Source organism: Curtobacterium sp. SL109, assembly GCF_026672405.1.
Taxonomy (GTDB): Bacteria; Actinomycetota; Actinomycetes; order Actinomycetales; family Microbacteriaceae; genus Curtobacterium.
Window position 1 is genome coordinate 3,281,814 of record NZ_JAPPRB010000002.1, and the last position, 19,395, is coordinate 3,301,208.

A 19,395-nucleotide genomic window follows, 5' to 3' on the forward strand; every position below is an offset into this window, starting at 1 on the left:
CAGAAGGGGGGACAGGACCCCAGAGATGGAGTAGAACGTCTAGTACACCCTGCGACAGCTCAGCCGAGCACCCGCACGGACCCCACCGCCGAGGCCACCGCGTCGACGACGAGGGGCACGTCGGCCTCCGTCAGGCCGGCGTCGAAGGTCAGGCGGACGGCACTCCTGGCGACGCCCTCGGACAGGCCCAGCGCGGTGAGCACGTGCGACGCCTCGGTGCTGCCAGCCGCGCACGCGCTCCCCGAGGACGACACGACGTCCCGCTGCTCGAGCTCCAGCAGCACCGTCTCGCCGTTGACCCCCGGGAGCTCCGCCGTCGCGGGGAAGCAGAAGGACGCGTGCCCGGGCAGCCGAGCCGACGGCGACCCGGTCAGCACCGCACCCGGCACCCGGGCCAGCACCCCCGCGATCACCGCGTCCCGCGTCGCCGACGCCGTCCGGGCCGCGGTCTCCCGAGCAGCGTCGGACAGCATCAGCGCCGTGGCCACCGCGACCGCGCCGGCGACGTCCTCGGTGCCCGAGCGTCGGCCTCGCTCCTGTCCCCCGCCGTGCACGAGCGGCTCCATCGGCACACCGGCGCGCAGCACGAGCACACCAGTGCCCTTCGGCGCGCCGAGCTTGTGGCCGGAGAACGTCAGGGCATCCACGCCGAGCCGGTCGAGCCCGATCGGCAGCCACGGCGCGGACTGGACGGCGTCGGTGTGGAACCGGGCACCGACCGCGTGCGTGACCGCGGCGAGCGCGGGGACGTCCTGCACGGTGCCGATCTCGTTGTCGGCGTGGGCGATCGACACGAGCGTGGTGTCGGGCCGGAGGGCTGCGGCCAGCACCGCGGGCGTGACCAGGCCGTCCCGGTCGACGGGGAGCACCGTGACGGTGACGTCGTGGAACCGGGCGAGGTGGTCGCAGCTGGCGAGCACCGCCTCGTGTTCGATCGCGCTCGTGACGACGTGCCGTCCCCGGGGTGCGGCGAGCGCCAGGCCCTTCACCGCGGTGTTGGCGCCCTCGGTCCCCCCGGCGGTGAAGACGACCTCGGCCGGGCGGCACCCCAACACGGCGGCCACCCGGGCCCGCGCGTCGGCGAGGCCCCTGGCCGCCTGGTCCCCGATGCCGTGGGAGGAGGACGGGTTACCGAAGCCGCCGGTGAGCCAGGGCCACATCGCCTCGAGCACCTCGCGACGGACGGGCGTCGTGGCCGCCCGGTCCAGGTAGAACACGCCGGTCAGGCCGACGGAGCAGCGACGGCCGGCGGACCAGCGACGGCCGGCGGAGCGGCAGCCGGCACCGCCACGGCGATGTCCAGCCCGAGGTCGAGCGCCCTCGCCGAGTGCGTCAAGGCGCCGACCGAGATGACGTCGACGCCCGTGGCCGCGATCGCCGCGACGGTCTCGAGGGACACCCCACCCGAGGCCTCGACGAGCGCCCGCCCGGCGACGATGCCGACGCCGGTGACGAGGTCCGCCGGGGTGAAGTTGTCGAGCATGATCGTGTCCACGCCCGCGGCGACGACGGGTTCGACCTGGTCGAGCCGGTCCACCTCGACCTCCAGGTGCACGGTGTGCCCGAGTCGTGCTCGTGCACCACGGATCGCGTCGCCGATGCCGATCCCGCTCGCGAGCAGCACCGCCAGGTGGTTGTCCTTCGCGAGCACCGCGTCCGACAGCGACGTGCGGTGGTTGTGGCCGCCGCCACACCGCACCGCGTACCGCTCGAGCGCGCGGAGCCCCGGCGTGGTCTTGCGGGTGTCGACGATCCGCGCGCTCGTGCCGGACACCGCGTCGACGTACCGCGCGGTGGCCGTCGCGATGCCGGACATCCGCTGCACCAGGTTGAGCGCGACCCGCTCGGCGCGGAGCACGGACCGCGCTGGACCGGACACGGTCGCCAGGACGTCCCCGGGCGCGAAGGGAGCGCCATCGGCGTGGTGCAGCGACACCGTGATCGTCGGGTCGACCGCGTGCATGACCGCGACGACGACCGCGCCGCCGCTCAGCACGCCGGCCTCGCGGGCACCGAGCGTCGCGGTGGCCGTCGCGTCCGCGGGGATGAGCGTCTCGCTGGTGACGTCCCCCCAGGGCGCGTCCTCCTCGAGCGCCGTGTCGATGACGCGTCGGAGCACGTGCTGCGGGACGGTGCCGGGGTCGACGGTCGACGTGGCGGTGCTGGTCATGCGATGGCCTCTTCGGTGACGGGAGCGGGGACGGGAACGGGAACGGGAGCGGGAACGGGAGCGGGGGTGGCAGCGGACCTGACGGCGCGCGACCACGCGAGGGACGCGGGAGCACCGGGGTCCGTGTCGGGGTGGTCGGTCCTGGCGTGGGCGCCGCGGGACTCGGTGCGGGCCTCGGCAGCGCGCCCGACCAGCCGGGCGAGGTCGAGGAGCGCGCGGTCCTCGTGCCCGCGGACCGTCGTCGGTCCGTCGACGGTGAGCGCGGCCAGGTCGCACCGCGCGGACGCCAGCCCGGCCGCGTCCCGGAGCAGCCCGACCCGCTCGGTCATGACGGACTGCAGCACCCGCCGGACGTCCGCCGGCTCGGGGAGGCGATCGGGGCCTCCCGTCCGTCCCTGGTCACCATCCACCGGACGGGAGGCTCGCACCGGCTCCGGCAGGTCCGTCACCCTGGTGACGGGCAGCGTCGCGTCACCGCGGAGCCGGAGCCGCCCCGGCCGTGGAGCCCCGAGCGCGTCTGCCGCGCGGACCGCGAAGACGAGGCCCTCGAGCAGGGAGTTGGAGGCGAGGCGGTTGGCGCCGTGGACGCCGGTGCACGCGACCTCGCCGACGGCGGACAGGCCGGGCAGGCTCGTGCGTCCCTCGGCGTCGGTGGCGACCCCGCCCATGGAGTAGTGCGCGGCGGGGGCGACCGGGACGCCCTCGCGGGTCCAGTCGAAGCCCGCGGCACGGGTGGCGCGGGTGAGGCCGGGGAAACGTCCGACGAGGAACGCTGCGTCGAGGCCGCTGGCGTCGAGGAACACCGCGCCGTGGTCACGGATGGCGGCGGCGATCCCCCGGGCGACCACGTCGCGGGGGGCGAGTTCGGCGTCCGGGTGCAGTGCCCCCATGAAGCGGTGGCCTCGGGCGTCGCGGAGGACGGCACCCTCGCCGCGGACGGCCTCGGAGACCAGGCCGCCGCCGGGGACCGCGAGCCGGGTCGGGTGGAACTGCACGTACTCCAGGTCGGCGAGGACGGCTCCGGCACGCCAGGCCGCCGCGGCTCCGTCGCCCGTCGCGACGAGCGGGTTCGTCGTCTCGCGGTACAGGTGGCCAGCTCCCCCGGAGGCGAGCACGACCGCGTCGGCGTCGATCCGTCGGGGTTCGCCGAGCAGGTCGAGCACGTCGATGCCGACGACTGCGCCGTCCCGCAGGACGAGGTCGGTCAGGCAGGTTCGCTCGAGGATCGTGACGTGTCGGCGGTGGAGCGCCGCGATGAGGGTCCGTTCGATCGCGGCGCCGGTCGCGTCCCCGGCGGCGTGGACGACGCGCCAGCGACCGTGCGCTGCCTCGCGCCCGCGGGCCAGGTCGTCGCCGTGGCGGTCGAGGCTGCTCGGGTCGTCGGTGCGGTCGAACGGCACCCCGAGGGCGAGCAGGTCCTGGACGCGGGCGGGGCCGTCGGTGCAGAGCACGTCGACCGCGCGGGCGTCCGCGCTGCCCGCCGCGGCGACGTGCGTGTCGGCCGCGTGCAGGGTCGCCGAGTCGTCGGCGCCGAGCGCGACGGCGACCCCGCCCTGGGCGTGGCTCGTCGCGGCGTCGGCGAGGGACCCCTTCGTCACGAGGGTGACGTCGTGGCGGGCACTGGCGCGGATCGCGGCGGTGAGGCCGGCGATGCCGGAGCCGACGATGACGACGTGCACGGTCAGGCCCTCGGCTTCGCTGCCAGCATCCGCTCGAGCGCGACCTTGGCGTCCGCCTTGACCGCGTCCGGGACGACGATCTCGTTGAGGACCTCGCCGCGCACGAGCGCCTCGAGCACCCACGCCAGGTAGCCCGGGTGGATCCGGTACATCGTCGAGCACGGGCAGACGACCGGGTCGAGGCAGAAGACCGTGTGCTGCGGGTACTCCGCCGCCAGCCGGTTGACCATGTTGATCTCGGTGCCGATCGCGAAGGTCGTCGGTTCCGTGGCCGCCGCGACGGTCTTCCGGATCAGGTCCGTGCTGCCGGCCACGTCCGCGGCGTCCACGACGGCCATCGGGCACTCCGGGTGGACGATCACCGTCACGCCCGGGTGGTCACGCCGCGCCTGCTCGATCTGGTCGACGGTGAAGCGCCGGTGGACCGAGCAGAAGCCGTGCCACAGGACGACCTTCGCCGCGAGCAGGTCCGCCGCGGTGTTGCCGCCCCCCGGCAGCCGGGGGTTCCACATCGGCATCAGGTCGGTGCTGATGCCCATCGCCTTCGCGGTGTTCCGGCCGAGGTGCTGGTCGGGGAAGAACAGGACGCGCTGGCCCCGCTCGAACGCCCACTCGAGCACGGTCGCCGCGTTCGAGGAGGTGCACACGATGCCGCCGTGCCGACCGCAGAACGCCTTGAGGTCGGCGGCCGAGTTCATGTACGTGACGGGGATGACCGGCACGCGGCCGTCGGCGTCGGGCTCGGTGCCGTAGACGGCCTCGAGCTCGGCCCAGGCAGCCTCGACGCTGTCGATGTCGGCCATGTCCGCCATCGAGCACCCCGCGGCCAGGTTCGGCAGGATGACCCGCTGGTCGTCACGAGCCAGGACGTCGGCGGTCTCGGCCATGAAGTGGACGCCGCAGAAGACGATCGCCTCGGCGTCGGGCTTGGTCAGCGCCGCGTTGGCGAGCTGGAACGAGTCGCCGAGGAAGTCCGCGTGCCGGACCACCTCGTCGCGCTGGTAGAAGTGCCCGAGGACGACGACCCGGTCGCCGAGCGTCGCCTTCGCCCGCTCGATGCGCGCGTGCAGCTCCTCGACCGGTGCCTGCTTGTACTCCTCCGGCAGCACCCCCTGGCGCGGAGCGGTGGTCGGGATGACGTCGGACATCGACGAGCCCGGGCCGTAGCCGGGGCGGGCGTCGAAGTCCCACGTCGGCATCGCCAGGTCGGGCGTGCAGGTGCTGCCCTCGGCGCGGCCGTTGGAGATCAGTTCGATGGTGGTGGCGATGGACACGGTGGTTCCCGTCAGGTCGTGCGGGTGGTGGGGCCGGACTGCAGCGGGCCGTTGTCCGCGTAGGCCAGGTCGGGGTTCGAGCGGTACAGGCGGGCCGGACGGTGCCGGTCCCCGCTCGTGGTCTCGTCGGTGGCGATCACCGCGTCGGACTGCGCGACCTGCCGCCGGAAGTTGGCGGGGTCGAGCGTGCGGCCGAGCACGGCCTCGTACACGCCGCGGAGCTCGGCGAGGGTGAAGCGGTGGCCGAGGAACGCCTGCGCGATCCGGGAGTAGGACATCTTCGTGCGGAGCCGCCACAGGGCGTACTCGACGATGCGGTCGTGGTCGAACGCGAGCGGCGGGTGCTCGTCCGCCAGGAACCAGCGCACGTTCCAGTCGTCGGGCACCGAGCTGGCCTCGGCCGGACGGACGAGGGCCCAGTACACGATCGACACGACCCGGCTCGGGGACCGGCCGACGTCACCGAACGCGTAGAGCTGCTCCAGGTAGCGCGGCTGGACGTTCGTCGTCTCACGGAGCCGGGCGGCTGCGGAGTCCTCGAGCCCCTCGTCCGCACCGACCCACCCGCCGGGCAGTGCCCACGACCCTTCGTGGGGTTCGGCCGTGCGCCGGACCAACGGCATCCACAGCGCCGGCGCCCCGGTGTCGGGATGGGGGCGCAGCGCGACGATCACGGTGGAGACCGCGAGGCGGATGCCGGTGTCGTCCATGCTTCAGGTCATCCTGACTGTAAGTGTTGGGGTTGACAGGACACTATCACCGTCCACGACACGCGGCGACACCTGGTCGAAACACTCCGACATCCATCGGAAGCACGGCGGTGACCGGCGGGAAACCCAGGCCGCCTACATTGGCGACATGACAACGGTGACCAGGGTGCACGTCGTCGTCGCGGGGACGGTCCAGGGGGTCGGTTTCCGCTGGTGGACGGCACGCAAGGCGGACGGGCTCGAACTCGCGGGGTACGCCCGGAACCTCTTCGACGGCACGGTGGAGGTCGAGGCCGAGGGGCCGTCGGCTGCCGTCGACGCCCTGGTCGAGATGCTCCGCACCGGTCCGCCGGCCGCCACCGTGACGGACGTGTCGACGCGGCCGGTCGTCCCGCACGGGGACACCGAGCGGTTCGACATCCTGCGCTGAGCGGCCAGACCGAGATCGATCGGCGCGTCGCGGAATGATCGAGAACGCTCAGGTGCTGCACCCGTGGCACTGCCCATCGACTCTCGTTCGGAGCCACACATGACCGACCACGCCATCGACACCGCTCAGCGGACCGGGTCGCAGCCCGCTCCGGTGCGGTCCGCGGCCGACGACCGACTCGTGATCGGGCTGCTCCTGGTCTCGGCGTTCGTCGTGATCCTCAACGAGACGATCATGGGCGTGGCCCTGCCGCGGCTCATGGACGACCTCGACATCAGCGCCGCGACCGGGCAGTGGCTGACGACCGGCTTCCTGCTGACGATGGCCGTCGTCATCCCGATCACCGGGTTCCTGATCCAGCGCTTCAACACCCGGCCGGTGTTCGTCTGGGCGATGAGCCTGTTCTCCGCCGGCACGCTCATCGCGTTGCTCGCCCCCGGGTTCTCCGTGCTGCTCATCGGCCGCATCGTGCAGGCCAGCGGCACCGCGATCATGATGCCGCTGCTCATGACCACCGTCCTGACCCTCATCGACCCCGCGCACCGCGGCCGCGTGATGGGCAACATCTCGATCGTCATCTCGGTCGCCCCCGCCGTCGGCCCGACGATCTCCGGCCTGATCCTCAACGCGTTCTCGTGGCGGTGGCTGTTCGGGTTCGTGCTGCCGATCGCCGTCGCCGCGCTGATCCTCGGCATGGTGAAGGTCCGCAACGTCGGCACCCCGCGCAAGGCGCCGCTCGACGTGGTCTCCGTCATCCTGTCGGCGTTCGCGTTCGGCGGGATCGTCTACGGCCTGTCCAGCATCGGTGAGATCGCGACGACCGGCCCGGTCATGCCGGTCACCGCCCTGGTCGTCGGCGCCGTCGGCCTGGCGCTGTTCATCGTCCGGCAGACGCGCCTGCAGCGCACCGACAGCGCCCTGCTCGACCTGCGCACGTTCCAGACGAAGGGCTTCACCGTCCCGATCGTCGGGATGGGCCTGAGCTTCCTGGTGATGCTCGGCACGCTGATCCTGCTGCCGATCTACCTCGAGCGCGTCCTCGGGCTCGAGGTCCTGAACGTCGGACTGCTCCTGCTCCCCGGTGGCCTGCTGATGGGGCTGCTGTCCCCGATCGTCGGCCGCATCTACGACCGACGTGGTCCCCGGGTGCTCCTGATCCCCGGCGCGGTCATCATCAGCGTCGTGCTCTTCGCGCTGGCGACCGTCGGCACGGACACGAACGTGTGGTTCGTCCTCGCCGCACACGTCGTCCTGAGCATCGGCCTCGCGCTGAGCTTCACGCCGCTGTTCACCGCGGCGCTCGGCGGCCTGCCCCCGAAGCTCTACTCGCACGGCAGCGCGGTGCTCGGCACGGCGCAGCAGCTCGCCGGGGCTGCCGGCACCGCCCTGTTCATCACGCTCCTGACGATCGGCGCCGCGACGGCGACCGCGGGTTCCGGCGCGGACGGCCTGGCCGAGGCGACGTCCTCGGGCGTCCGCACCGCGTTCCTCGTCGGTGGGATCATCTCGCTGTTCACCATCCTGGCGGCCTGCTTCGTGCGGAAGCCCGTCGTCCCCGAGGGCGCCCCGACGCCCCCGATGGCGCACTAGCGCGCGGCAGCGGCTGCGGCTGCTTCGGCTGCGGCTACGGCTGCGGCTGCGGCTGCGGCTGCGCAGATCGGCGTCGCACCACCTGAACCGGCTCGAACCACGGACATCCGCGGATCGAGCCGGTTTCCGTTGTGCGGCGCCAGCCGACGCCGCACGCGCTTCCCCGCCGCACACCGGCGGGTGGCATCGTGGGGGCATGCACTCGACGACGAGCGAGCTCAACTGGTCCGGCACCGTCACCTACACCGCGGAGCGCGTCGTCCGTCCGACCTCCCTCGACGAGGTCGCCGACGTCGTCGCCCGGGCCCCGCGCGTCCACGGCCTCGGCACACGCCACTCGTTCAACGACGTCGCTGACACCCCCGGCGTGCTGCTCGACCTGACCGGCGTCCCCACCGACCTGGTGATCGGTGACGACGGCACCACCGTCACCCTCGGCGCCGGCACCCGCTACGGTCGGGTCGCCCCCGAGCTCGACGCCGCCGGCCTCGCCCTGCACAACATGGGGTCGCTCCCCCACATCTCCGTCGGCGGTGCGATCGCGACCGGCACGCACGGCTCCGGCACGACCCTCGGCTCGCTGTCCACCGCGGTCCGGGCACTCGAGGTCGTCGGCCCCGACGGCAGCACCCGCACCCTCCGCCGCGGCGACGCCGACTTCGCCGGCAGCGTCCTGCACCTCGGGCTGTTCGGCATCGTCACCCGGGTCACGCTCGACGTCGAACCCGCGTACCGGATGCGCCAGGACACCTACGGCCCGTTCCCCTGGCGCACGTTCCTCGACCACGCCGCCGAGGTCCACGCCGCCGGCTACTCCGTCTGCGCCTACACCCGGTTCGGCGACGAGGTCAGCGAGGTCCTCGTGAAGTCCCGCGTCGACACGACCGAGGACGTCCCCGACACCTTGTTCGGCGTCCCGCGACTGCCCGGATCCCCCGGCAACGACCACCACACCGCACGCGACGGCTCGGTCGGCCCGTGGTGGGACCGCCTGCCGCACTTCCCCATCGACTCCGTCCCCTCCCACGGCTCCGAGGTGCAGAGCGAGCACTTCGTCCCGCTCCGCCACGCGGCGGCGGCGCTCGACGCCCTCCGCGGCCTGGCCGACCGCATCCAGCCGCACCTGCACGTCGCCGAGCTCCGCACGATGGCCACCGACGACCTGTGGCTCAGCCCGTCCCAGGGCGAGGACACCTTCTGCATCGCCTTCACCTGGCAGAAGCACCCCGAGGAGGTCGCCGCTCTGCTCCCCGACCTCGAGGCCCGGCTCGCTCCCCTCGGCGGCCGCCCGCACTGGGGCAAGATGAGCTCCCTCGACGGCGACGCGGTCGAGACCCTCTACCCGCGTCTGCCGGACGTCCGCGCGCTCATCGCGCGGACCGACCCGCACCGGACGTTCGCGTCGGCGTTCGGTGAGCGGGTCCTGCGGGCCTGATCCGAGCCTCCAGACCGGCCGGGAGGCCCGCCATCGGTCCGCCACCCGGCTCACGGCAGCGGGGTGACCGCCTTCGCGTCGCCGTCCCAGTGGCGGAGGCCGCCGACGGTGAGCACCTCGGGCAGGGGCGCGTCCGCGGTGAGCACCCGGAGCGCCGCGGGCAGGTCGACGTCGCGGATGCGGCGTGCCAGGGTGACGTGCGGGGCCCAGCGGCCGGGGAGCGACGAGTCGAGGGACCCGGGAGCGGCGGTGTGGACCGCGCGGTGGAAGCGGGCGAGCGGCTCGTCGACGACCACGCCGAGGCCGAGCACGTGGCGCCCGGGGCCGGCGGGGAAGAGCAGGACGCCAGCCACGCGCAGGGCCTCGGGCAGGGCGGCGTCGGCCTCGGTCGGGACGGGCAGCGTCTCCCCCGCGGCGAGTGTGACGTGCGGGTCGTTCGTACCGGAGTGGCCGAGGCTCGGGAGCTCTGCGGCGACGAGGGTCTGCCACAGCGCGCGCACCGCCGCGTCCGAGGGGCCGTCGAGGACGAGTTCGATGCTGCGCACCCGTCCGAGTCTGCCCGCGTCGGCTGCGCGTAACACGACGGAACGCAAGTCGACCGTGCTCCCGCCGACGGCCACACTCGTGGTCAGTCCACGAGCGTGTGACCCCGCCGACCCACGAGGAGCACCCCATGACCGCACCCGCACTGCCCGCCAAGCCGAAGCGCAAGCGCCCGATCGGCTGGATCGTCGCCGCCGCGGTCGTCGTCGTCGCGATCATCGTCGCGATCGTCGTGGTCGCCGTCCGGAACGGTGGCGACGACACCGCCGGGTCCGCGTCGAGCGCAGCGCCGAAGACCGTGTCGATCGGTGTCTCGGACAAGTCCCTGCCGTACTGGAAGACGTACGTCGACCTGGCGAAGAAGGACCTGAACGTCACCGTGCAGCTCAAGAACTTCTCGGACTACTCGCTGCCGAACCCCGCGCTCAAGGACGAGCAGGTCGACCTCAACCAGTTCCAGCACATCCAGTACCTGGCGAACTACAACGTCACCTCCGACGACGACCTGCAGCCGATCGGCGCGACGGCCGTCTACCCGCTGCCGCTGTACTCGACGAAGGTCTCGGACGTGGACGACTTCGAGGAGGGCGCGAAGATCGCGATCCCGAACGACGCCATCAACGAGGCCCGCGCGCTCCTGGTGCTGCAGTCCGCGAAGCTGCTCGAGCTGAAGGACGGCGGCAACGCGTTCTCCACCGTCGCCGACATCACCTCGCACAAGGTCGACGTCCAGCCGCTCGACGCCTCGCAGACCGCGAACGCGCTGCAGCAGGGCTCGGTCGAGGGCTCGATCGTCAACGTCAACTTCGCCACGTCCGCCGGGCTCGACACGAAGGACGCGATCTTCCAGGACGACCCGAAGAGCGCCTCGGCCGCCCCGTACGTGAACGTGTTCGCCGCGCGGAACGCCGACAAGGACAATCCGACCTACCTCGCGCTCGCGAAGCTGTTCCAGGACGACGCCGTGCAGGAGGAGTGTTCGCGAAGGACTACCCCGACGCGGTGCCGAGCGACGAGAGCCCCGCTGCCCTGCAGCAGGAGCTCTCGGCGGTCGAGAAGGACGCGAAGGCGGCAACGAAGTAGTGGCTGCCCTCGTCGAACTCCGCGGTGTCTCCAAGAGCTACCGCCGCGCCGACACCGGCGAGACCGTCGCCGCCGTCGAGGACGTCACCCTCGACGTCGAACAGGGTGAGGTCCTCGGCGTCATCGGGTACTCCGGTGCCGGCAAGTCCACCCTGGTCCGCCTGGTCAACGCACTCGAACTGCCCACGGCGGGCACGGTCACGGTCGCCGGCCAGGAGCTGACGGCGATCCCCGAGCGGGACCGCCGTCTGGCCCGGCGCCGGATCGGGATGATCTTCCAGCAGTTCAACCTGTTCCGCTCCCGCACCATCGCCGGCAACGTGGCGTACCCGCTCAAGGTCGCCGGTGTCGCCAAGGACGAGCGGGACCGACGCGTGGCCGAACTGCTCGACTTCGTGGGGCTGCTCGACCGGGCCCACGCCTACCCCGAGCAGCTCTCCGGCGGGCAGAAGCAGCGCGTCGGCATCGCCCGGGCGCTGGCGTCCAATCCCGAGCTGCTGCTGGCGGACGAGGCCACGAGCGCGCTCGACCCGGAGACCACCTCGGAGGTGCTCGCGCTCCTCCGTCGGGTGAACCGGGAGCTCGGCGTCACGATCATCGTCATCACGCACGAGATGGACGCCGTCCGGCAGATCGCCGACCGGGTCGCCGTCATGGAACGGGGCCGCGTGGTCGAGGTCGGCGACGTCTACGACGTGTTCTCCACGCCGCAGACCCAGGCCGCGCAGCGCTTCGTCCGCACCGCCCTGCACGACCGGCCCTCCGCGGAGACGCTGGTCCGACTGCGGGAACGGCACCCGGGGCGCCTGGTCACGGTGCAGATCACCGACGAAGCCGGGCTGCAGAACCGCATCGACCAGGCGTTCCGCACCGCGGGCGTCACGGCGGAGCTGGTCTACGGGGGCGTGGGCGAGATCCGGGAGCGCCGGATCGGGTCGCTCACGTACGAGCTGGCCGACGCCGGGGCCGACGCTGGGCCTGGGTCCGGCGCCGTCGACGCCGCGGTCTCCGCCCTCCGCGCCGCGGGTGTCACCACCGATGAGGAGGACGGACGATGAACAACTCCTTCCAGAGCGTGATCGACACGTTCGACGTGTTCCTGTCGTCGGTGCGCGACACCATCGTCATGTCGATCGTCTCGCTGGTGATCGCCGGGCTCATCGGCCTGGCGCTCGGCCTCGCCCTCTACGCCACCCGGCCGGGCAACCTGCTCGGCAGCCGCACCGCGTACACGGTGATCAACCTGCTCGTGAACCTGGTGCGACCCATCCCGTTCGTGATCTTCCTCGCCGCGATCGCACCGCTGTCCCGCGTCGTCGTGCAGACCACGATCGGCGTGCCAGCGGTCACGTTCGCGATCTCCCTCGCGGCGTCGTTCGCCGTCGCCCGCATCGTGGAGCAGAACCTGCTGTCGGTCGACCCCGGCGTGGTCGAGGCCGCACGGGCCTCCGGCGCGCACCCGGTGTCGATCCTGCTGACCGTGCTCATCCCGGAGGGCCTCGGGCCGCTCATCCTCGGGTACACGTTCATCTTCATCGGCATCGTGGACATGACGGCGCAGGGCGCACTCATCGGCGGCGGCGGCCTGGGCGAGTACGCGATCACCTACGGCTCGCAGCGCTACGACTGGTGGATCGTCTACGTCTCGGTGGCCGCGATCGTCGTCATCGTGCAGCTCGGCCAGTTCGTCGGCAACCGCCTGGCGCGCGCAACGCTCCGTCGCTGACGCGGGCGCGGGCGCGGGCTGCGCCGAGATCGCACTTCGTGTCGCCTCCTCCGCTCCGGAGGCGACACGGACTGCGATCTCACCCCGGCGGTGTGGCACGGTCGGGCGACGGGAGGTCGGGAGGTCGGGAGGTCGGGCGAGGTGCGAGGCGGGGCCGCGCCGAGCCTCCCGACCGGTCACGACACCCCGCTCACGTCCGGCGAGCGGTCGCTCGTCGTCGGCCGCGAGGCCGCCGAGCGACGGGTTGCGCCCACTCGGCACCCACCCGACGGGGTGTCGCGCCCACTCGCGCCGGTGCGGCGGGGCCGCACCGAGCCTCCCGGCTGCGGAGCGACGAGCTGCGCCCACTCGCGCCGGTGAGGTCGCACTTCGTGTCGCCTCCGTCTCGCCGGAGCCGACACGAACTGCGATCTCACCCCGGCGGTGTGGCGCGGCCGCGCGGTCGGTCGGGCGAGGCGGGGCCACGCCGAGCCTCCCGGCTGTGGAGCGACGAGCGGCGCCCACTCGCACTGGTGAGGTCGCAGTTCGTGTCGCGTCCGTCTCGCCGGAGCCGACACGAACTGCGATCTCACCCCGGCGGTGTGGCGCGGCCGCGCGGTCGGTCGGGCGAGGCGGGGCCACGCCGAGCCTCCCGACCGGTCACGACACCCCGCTCACGTCCGCCGAGCGGTCGCTCGTCGTCGGCCGCGAGGCCGCCGACCGACGAGCTGCGCCCACTCGGCACCCACCCGACGGGGTGTCGCGCCCACTCGCGCCGGTGCGGCGGGGCCGCGCCGAGCCTCCCGGCTGCGGAGCGACGAGCTGCGCCCACTCGCGCTGGTGAGGTCGCAGTTCGTGTCGCCTCCGTCTCGCCGGAGCCGACACGAACTGCGATCTCACCGGACGCTCGGACCGGAGGCTCGGTGCGCGCCCGAACCGCACCCTGCGGCCCGCCGACCGGTCACGACACCCCGCTCACGTCCGGCGAGCGGTCGCTCGTCGTCGGCCGCGAGGCCGCCGACCGACGGGAGGCGCCCGCTCGGCGACCACCCAGCGGGGTGTCCTGACCACTCGAACCGGGCGGGCGGGCGGGCAGCGCGGGCGACGCGGGTCAGGCGGCGGGGTCAGCCGCGACGGCGCCCGCGGCCGACGAGCCCGCGCCGGCAGCCGCCGAGGTCTCGTAGTGCGCCCGCACCAGGATCGGCCGGTGGTCGGAGATGCCGGCGGGCAGGGTCTCCACGCCGGCGATGTGCAGTCCGACGCTGGTGGCGAAGTCGAAGTGCCCGGTGAACTTGCGGTAGCGCAGGTAGGTCGGCTGGTCCGACAGCGACAGCGCGAAGCCGTGCGACTCGATCTTCCGGCGCAGGTTCGTCTGGAACCAGGGGTAGTTGAAGTCGCCGACCATGATCGCCGGGGCCTCGCTCGAGAGGTCGCGGACGAACTGGTGCGCGGCCTCGATCTGCTTGCGGCGCAGCGAGTTCGTGGCGGTGAGCGGCGAGGCGTGGAACGAGGCGACGATGACGTCGGTGTCGGCCTCGGCATCGCGGAGGTGCATGGCGATGAGCCGCTCGTGCGCGGGTGCGAGGACCCGGTCGTGCAGGGACTTCTGCAACGAGTGCACGCGGAAGTCCCGGAGCTCGAAGCGGTCGTCGCGCTTGTAGATGGCGAGGCCGAGGCGGTTCGCCTTGGTCGACGCGGCGAGGGTCAGCCCGCCGATCGACGGCGCCAGGTCGTTGCTGTCGCACTCCTGCACGCAGAGCACGTCGGCCTGGGACGACTCGGCGAGGGCGGCGAGCTCGCTGTTCGCGGTGTGCTCCCGCAGGTTGTAGCTGACGACGCGGATGGCGGTGGGTTGGACGTCGGTGTCCATCGGGATGGTCCCCTCGTGGTCTGGCACGGGCATGCTGCCTTCCTTCCGGAGCCGGGTCCCTGCGTCCCGCTCAGTCTGCCGGCGCAACGGTACTCGGCGTCGGCAAGCAGTTGCTGTGACTGTATCGGCTGGCGGTTTCGTCCGCGTGACGAGCGCGCGAACAGGCGCCCGCACACGCCCTAGCCCGCGCCGGCATCCGCGTGACGAGCGCGCGGACTGGCGCCCGTCTGCACGACCAGCGCGGGAACGGTCAGGCCCGCACCCGCTGCCGACGGGCAGGACGGATGGCCTCGCCGGCGGAGCGGCTCATCAGCACGCCCTCGACCAGGGCCACGACGAGCAGCGCGGCGATGACCCAGAAGGCGACGGCGTAGGCCCCGGAGCCCTCGAGCCCGGCGCCCGCCCGGATGACCACGGCCGCGACGGCCACCCCGAACCCGGCCGCGGTCTGCTGCAGCGTCGAGGACAGCGTGTTCGCCGGGGTCATGTCGGCCTGCTCGACGTCGGCGAAGGCGATGGTGTTGTACGCGGTGAAGCCGACCGACCGCGCGGCTCCGCTCACCACGAGGAGCACGGCGAGCAGCCAGAACGGGGTGTCCGGCGTCAGGAAGGCCATCGCCACGACGGTCAGCGCGGCGACCCCGGCGGACACGACGACGACGGGCCGGTACCCGAACCAGCGCAGCAGCGGGGTGGTCGCGGGCTTGATGCCGAGGTTGCCGACGAAGACGAACAGCACGGCGCTGCCGGCCTCGAGCGCCGACCACCCCCAGGCGTCCTGGAACAGCAGCGGCAGCACGAACGGCACCGCGGAGACGGCCAGACGGAACAGGCTGCCGCCGGCGTGCGACACCCGGAAGGTCTCGAGCCGGAACGCGTCGAGCCCCATGATCGGGTGCGGCGCGCGGCGGAAGTGCCGGATGGCGAGCCACGTGCAGACCGCTCCGACGACACCGGACACGACCACGGCCACCACCGGCACGGTGTCGAGCGCCAGCAGCGAGGCCATCACCACGAGGGCGCCGAGACCGAAGCACGCGAGCAGGGACCCGAGCCAGTCGAACGGCACGCGCTGGGCGGCCCGCTCCTGCGGCACGAGCACGAGCGCGGCGACGAACGCGATCGCCCCGAGCGGCAGGTTGACGAGGAAGATCCAGTGCCAGGTGAGGGTGTCAACGAGCACCCCGCCGATGAACGGCGCGATGATCGGCGCCGCCAGGGCCGGCCAGGTCAGGATCGCGATGGCCGTGACGAGCTGGTCCTTGCCGGCGCTCCGGAGCACGACGAGCCGCCCGACGGGCACCATCAGCGCGCCGCCGACGCCCTGCAGGACCCGCCAGAGCGTGAGGTCGACGAGGCCGGTGGACAGCGCGCACAGCCCCGAGGCGACGGTGAACACCGCGATCGCCGCCGCGAACACCGTCCGCGAGCCGATCCGGTCCGTCAGCCACCCGCTCACCGGGATGAGCACGGCGAGGGTCACGAGGTAGGCGGTGATCGCGATGCCGATCGCCGCCGAGTCGACCCCGAGGTCCCGCCCCATCGCCGGGGCCGCGGTGGCGAGGATCGTGCCGTCGAGGAGCTCCATGAAGAACGTCCCGGCGACGAGCACCGCCACCGCCGTGCTGCCCGTGCGTCGTCTGGCCGATGTCGTCGTCGTCATGTCCCAGGAATGCTATGCCCGGGTCCGCCACGGTGCCGCCAGGCGCCGCCAGGCGCTGCCCCTGGCGTGAGGTTCTGCACCGTGGAACGCTGGGCCGGACGACGTTGTCCGGCGCCCCGTGCCTGCACGAACGTGGACCCCGTCGACCGACCGGACGCGACAGGAGGATCGATGCCGACCACCCCCGCCACCGTGACCACCAAGGGCGTACCCGAACCGGGCAGCAGCACCACGCACCGGCACGTCCTCGACGACGCCCACCTGCCCGTCATGACGCTCCGCGAGTCCGCCCTGGCGTCGAACACGGCCGTCATGCAGGCCTGGGTCGAGCGCCACGACATGCTCTTCGCGCCGCACATGAAGACGCACATGGCCCCGGCCCTCGCCCACCGCCAGGTCGACGCCGGCGCGTGGGGCGTCACGGTCGCCTCGGTGCAGCAGGCCATGGTCGCGTGGGAGCACGGGCTGCGCCACCTCCTCGTCGCGAACGAGGTGCTCGACCCCGCCGGACTCCGCTGGCTCGCCTCCCGCCGGGCCGTCGACCCGGCATCGGACGTCCTCTGCTGGGTCGACTCGTCCGCCGGTGTCCGTGCCGCGGCCGACGCCGCCCGGGCCGTCGACGGAGCGGTGCAGGTCGTCGTCGAGGTCGGCTTCGTGGGCGGCCGCACCGGGGTCCGCTCCCCCGAGGCGGCGATCGAGGTCGCCGAGGCAGCGGCCGGAGCAGGGCCGGGCGTCGTCCTCCGCGGCGTCGCCGGCTACGAGGGCGGCCTGCCCGACGTCGACGCCGCACGCGCCTACGTCTCGGGCGTCCTCGCCGTCGCGGCCGCCGTCCGCCACCTGGTCCCCGGCGAGCGCGCGCTGCTGAGCATGGGCGGCAGCGCCTGGTTCGACGCCGTGCGCGACGCAGTCGCAGACCGACCGGCCGACCTCGACGTCGTGCTCCGCTCCGGCGCGTCCCTGACCCACGACGACGGCTTCTACGCCGCCCGCACACCCTTCGGCCGGCACCCCGCCGAGGGCTCGTTGCGCCCCGCGATCGAGGTCTGGGGCCGGGTCACCTCGTGCCCGGAGCCCGGTCTGGCACTCGTCGCGGTCGGCAAGCGCGACATCTCGTTCGACGAGGGCCTGCCCGTCGTGCGGCAGATCCGGCCAGGAGGCTCGGAGCGGCTCCCCGGCACCGCACCGGCTCCCGGGGCGGTCACCGTCACCCGCCTCGACGACCAGCACTGCTACCTCGCGCTGGCACCGGAGGTCGTGGTGACGCCCGGCGACGTCGTCGTGTTCGGGATCTCGCACCCGTGCACGGTTTTCGACAAGTGGCGGGCCGTCCAGGTGGTCGACGACGACGACACCGTGCTCGAGACGATCACGACGTGGTTCTGATGCGCGCCGTGGAGACGAACGCCGCCGAGGCACCCGTCCGCAACGCCGCGCTCTCGCTGCGCCGGGGCCTGCGCATCCTCGACCTCGTCGCGGACCGGACCCGGAACGGTGCGCCGTCGGTCAGCCTCACCACGCTGAGCGGAGAGCTCGGCACGTCGAAGTCCACCGTCCTGCGGCTGACGGCCCCGATGCTCGAGAACGACCTGCTCCGCCGGACCGCGGACGCGGGCTTCACGCTCGGGCTCGGGTCGCTGCTCCTCGGGCAGAGCTACCTCGAGGGCATCGACCTGCGTGCGGCCGCGGCCCCGTTCCTCCGGCGCACCGCCGAGCAGACCGGGCTGACGTGCCACCTCGTCGTACCGGACGGCACCGACATCGTCTACGTCGACAAGGTCGAGACCCGCGGGACCGTCCGGATGGGCTCCCGGATCGGGAACCGCCTGCCGATGCGCAACACGGCGTCGGGCAAGGCGATGGTGGCGTTCGGCGACCCGGACCTGCTCGGCCGGGTCCTGGCGACGCCCGCCACCGCGGTGACCGAGCACTCGATCACCGACGACGACCGCTGGCGCCAGGAGATCGGACGGACGCGGGACCGCGGCTACGGCATCGACGACCGGGAGAACGAGCCGGACATCCGGTGCGTCGCGGCACCGGTGCTCGACCACGCGAACCAGGTGGTCGGTGCCATGAGCATCTCGGGCCTGGCGTCCGGGTTCCGCGCCTCCGCCGTCCGCGAGCTCGGCGACGGCGTGGTCCGCACCGCGCTGGAGATCTCGGTCGCGCTCGGGTCGTCCTCCGCCCAGCTCGCACTCGCGAGGAGCCCACGGTGACCGCGGTGACCGGGGCGACCGGGGCGACCGGGGTGCTGACCTTCGGCGAGACGATGCTGCTGCTCGGCGGCCACGGCGCCCTGCTCGAGCTCGACACGATGCGCGTCGACACCGGCGGCGCCGAGAGCAACGTCGCGATCGGCCTGGCGCACGCCGGGGTCCCCGTGACGTGGGTCGGTCGGGTCGGGGTGGACCCCGCCGGGGACCGTGTGCTGGCGGACGTGGCGGCCCAGGGCGTCGAGGTCGTCGGCGTGCGGGACCCGGAGCGGTCGACCGGCATCATGATGAAGGAGCGGCTGCCGGACGGCCGCACGCGGGTGACCTACCACCGCGGGGGCTCGGCGGCGTCGGCGTTCGCGCCCGGCGACCTGCCGTCCGGGCTCGTCGAACGGGCCGCGCTGCTCCACCTCACCGGCATCACGCTCGCGCTCTCCGACACCGCCCGCGAGACCGTGCACGCGGCGGTCGTGCGTGCCACCGACGCCGGTGTCCCCGTGTCCTTCGACGTCAACCACCGACCGAAGCTCGTCGACGACGTGACCGGGCGGGGCTGGTACCGCGCCGTCGCTGCCCGGGCCGCGGTCGTCTTCGCCGGGGACGACGAGGCCCGGCTCGTCCTCGGGCGGGACGAACGCCCCGGGGACGACGAGGCCCTGGCCCACGAGCTCGCCGCGCTCGCGAACGGCACCGCCGTCGTGAAGCTCGGCTCGCGCGGCGCGGTGGCGTCCGTCGCGGGCACGATCCACCGTCGCGCGGCCAGCCCGGTCGCCGTGGTGGACCCGGTCGGCGCCGGGGACGCCTTCGTCGCCGCGTGGCTCGCCGCCGACCTCGCGGGACGCTCCCCGGCCGAGGCCCTCGACGCGGCTGCCGACGCCGGAGCCCTCGCCTGCACGGTGCACGGCGACTGGCGACGACCCGACCCCGGCGCGCTCGGGCTCGTCGCCCCCGGGGACGTCGACCACGCCGTCCACGCCGTCCACGACCGCGTCGACCGCTGACCGACCCCCGCCCACCCACGAGCACGAGG

The 19,395-nt window shown here is 73.3% G+C and carries 17 protein-coding genes and 1 pseudogene; 10 read left to right on the forward strand and 8 right to left on the reverse strand.

The window, feature by feature from the left end:
* Window positions 1-59: 59 nt before the first annotated feature.
* Genes OVA28_RS16945 through OVA28_RS16965 form a run of 5 tightly spaced genes read right to left on the reverse strand, consistent with a single transcriptional unit; the run spans window position 60 to window position 5,833 of the window.
* On the reverse strand, window positions 60-1,217 hold the full coding sequence (locus OVA28_RS16945) for a cysteine desulfurase family protein (protein WP_268097781.1): 1,158 nt from the start codon (window positions 1,215-1,217) through the stop codon (window positions 60-62).
* 5 nt (window positions 1,218-1,222) lie between these two features.
* A complete protein-coding gene (gene nadC, locus OVA28_RS16950; RefSeq protein WP_268097783.1) occupies window positions 1,223-2,170 on the reverse strand; it encodes a carboxylating nicotinate-nucleotide diphosphorylase in 948 nt (315 codons plus the stop codon).
* Window positions 2,167-3,849, reverse strand: coding sequence for an L-aspartate oxidase (locus OVA28_RS16955; RefSeq protein ID WP_268097784.1), 1,683 nt, complete (start codon window positions 3,847-3,849; stop codon window positions 2,167-2,169). Before OVA28_RS16955 ends, nadC begins: the two co-directional genes overlap by 4 nt.
* 2 nt (window positions 3,850-3,851) lie before the next feature.
* Window positions 3,852-5,123: a quinolinate synthase NadA gene (nadA, locus tag OVA28_RS16960; RefSeq protein ID WP_268097785.1), complete on the reverse strand. Its 1,272-nt coding sequence runs from the start codon at window positions 5,121-5,123 to the stop codon at window positions 3,852-3,854.
* Window positions 5,124-5,134: 11 nt separating this feature from the next.
* A complete protein-coding gene (locus OVA28_RS16965; protein ID WP_268097786.1) occupies window positions 5,135-5,833 on the reverse strand; it encodes an NUDIX hydrolase in 699 nt (232 codons plus the stop codon).
* Window positions 5,834-5,981: 148 nt separating this feature from the next.
* Between OVA28_RS16965 and OVA28_RS16970 the strand changes: the two genes are divergently transcribed.
* The 3 genes from OVA28_RS16970 (at window position 5,982) to OVA28_RS16980 (ending at window position 9,288) form a co-directional block, all read left to right on the forward strand.
* Window positions 5,982-6,263 carry an acylphosphatase gene (locus OVA28_RS16970; RefSeq protein ID WP_194662337.1) on the forward strand — a complete coding sequence of 94 codons (282 nt, stop codon included), beginning with the start codon at window positions 5,982-5,984 and terminating at the stop codon, window positions 6,261-6,263.
* Window positions 6,264-6,362: 99 nt separating this feature from the next.
* Window positions 6,363-7,853: an MDR family MFS transporter gene (locus tag OVA28_RS16975; protein ID WP_268097787.1), complete on the forward strand. Its 1,491-nt coding sequence runs from the start codon at window positions 6,363-6,365 to the stop codon at window positions 7,851-7,853.
* A 196-nt stretch (window positions 7,854-8,049) separates the two neighbouring features.
* Window positions 8,050-9,288, forward strand: a complete 1,239-nt coding sequence (locus OVA28_RS16980; RefSeq protein WP_268097788.1) for an FAD-binding protein — start codon at window positions 8,050-8,052, stop codon at window positions 9,286-9,288.
* Window positions 9,289-9,338: 50 nt separating this feature from the next.
* On the opposite strand, the gene OVA28_RS16985 is transcribed toward OVA28_RS16980, so the two are convergent.
* Window positions 9,339-9,833 (reverse strand): 2'-5' RNA ligase family protein, encoded by a 495-nt coding sequence (locus OVA28_RS16985; RefSeq protein ID WP_268097789.1) that lies wholly within the window; start codon window positions 9,831-9,833, stop codon window positions 9,339-9,341.
* A 128-nt stretch (window positions 9,834-9,961) separates the two neighbouring features.
* Between OVA28_RS16985 and OVA28_RS16990 the strand changes: the two genes are divergently transcribed.
* The 4 genes and pseudogenes from OVA28_RS16990 (at window position 9,962) to OVA28_RS17000 (ending at window position 12,640) form a co-directional block, all read left to right on the forward strand.
* The gene (locus OVA28_RS16990) at window positions 9,962-11,023 is read left to right on the forward strand and encodes a MetQ/NlpA family ABC transporter substrate-binding protein (protein ID WP_268097790.1); all 1,062 of its coding nucleotides are present in this window, start codon (window positions 9,962-9,964) and stop codon (window positions 11,021-11,023) included.
* Window positions 10,914-11,444 (forward strand): annotated as a pseudogene (locus tag OVA28_RS19235) (methionine ABC transporter ATP-binding protein); the annotation flags it as partial. The gene OVA28_RS16990 and the pseudogene OVA28_RS19235, both read left to right, overlap by 110 nt.
* Window positions 11,445-11,567: 123 nt before the next feature.
* The gene (locus OVA28_RS19240; RefSeq protein WP_442780832.1) at window positions 11,568-11,972 is read left to right on the forward strand and encodes an NIL domain-containing protein; all 405 of its coding nucleotides are present in this window, start codon (window positions 11,568-11,570) and stop codon (window positions 11,970-11,972) included.
* Entirely contained in the window at window positions 11,969-12,640 is a 672-nt protein-coding gene (locus OVA28_RS17000; RefSeq protein ID WP_194662349.1) for a methionine ABC transporter permease, read from the forward strand. Before OVA28_RS19240 ends, OVA28_RS17000 begins: the two co-directional genes overlap by 4 nt.
* A gap of 1,090 nt (window positions 12,641-13,730) precedes the next feature.
* On the opposite strand, the gene OVA28_RS17005 is transcribed toward OVA28_RS17000, so the two are convergent.
* Together OVA28_RS17005 and OVA28_RS17010 are read right to left on the reverse strand one after the other, a co-directional pair.
* Window positions 13,731-14,522 (reverse strand): endonuclease/exonuclease/phosphatase family protein, encoded by a 792-nt coding sequence (locus tag OVA28_RS17005; protein ID WP_268097792.1) that lies wholly within the window; start codon window positions 14,520-14,522, stop codon window positions 13,731-13,733.
* Window positions 14,523-14,739: 217 nt separating this feature from the next.
* On the reverse strand, window positions 14,740-16,152 hold the full coding sequence (locus tag OVA28_RS17010) for an MFS transporter (protein ID WP_268097793.1): 1,413 nt from the start codon (window positions 16,150-16,152) through the stop codon (window positions 14,740-14,742).
* Between the two features lie 171 nt (window positions 16,153-16,323).
* On the opposite strand from OVA28_RS17010, the gene OVA28_RS17015 reads away from it, so the two are divergent.
* From OVA28_RS17015 to OVA28_RS17025, 3 genes are read left to right on the forward strand one after another with little or no spacing between them, the layout of a single operon-like run.
* Window positions 16,324-17,535 (forward strand): alanine racemase, encoded by a 1,212-nt coding sequence (locus OVA28_RS17015; RefSeq protein ID WP_268097794.1) that lies wholly within the window; start codon window positions 16,324-16,326, stop codon window positions 17,533-17,535.
* Entirely contained in the window at window positions 17,535-18,368 is an 834-nt protein-coding gene (locus OVA28_RS17020) for an IclR family transcriptional regulator (protein WP_268098238.1), read from the forward strand. Before OVA28_RS17015 ends, OVA28_RS17020 begins: the two co-directional genes overlap by 1 nt.
* Window positions 18,365-19,366, forward strand: coding sequence for a sugar kinase (locus OVA28_RS17025; protein ID WP_268097795.1), 1,002 nt, complete (start codon window positions 18,365-18,367; stop codon window positions 19,364-19,366). Before OVA28_RS17020 ends, OVA28_RS17025 begins: the two co-directional genes overlap by 4 nt.
* Window positions 19,367-19,395: the final 29 nt, after the last annotated feature.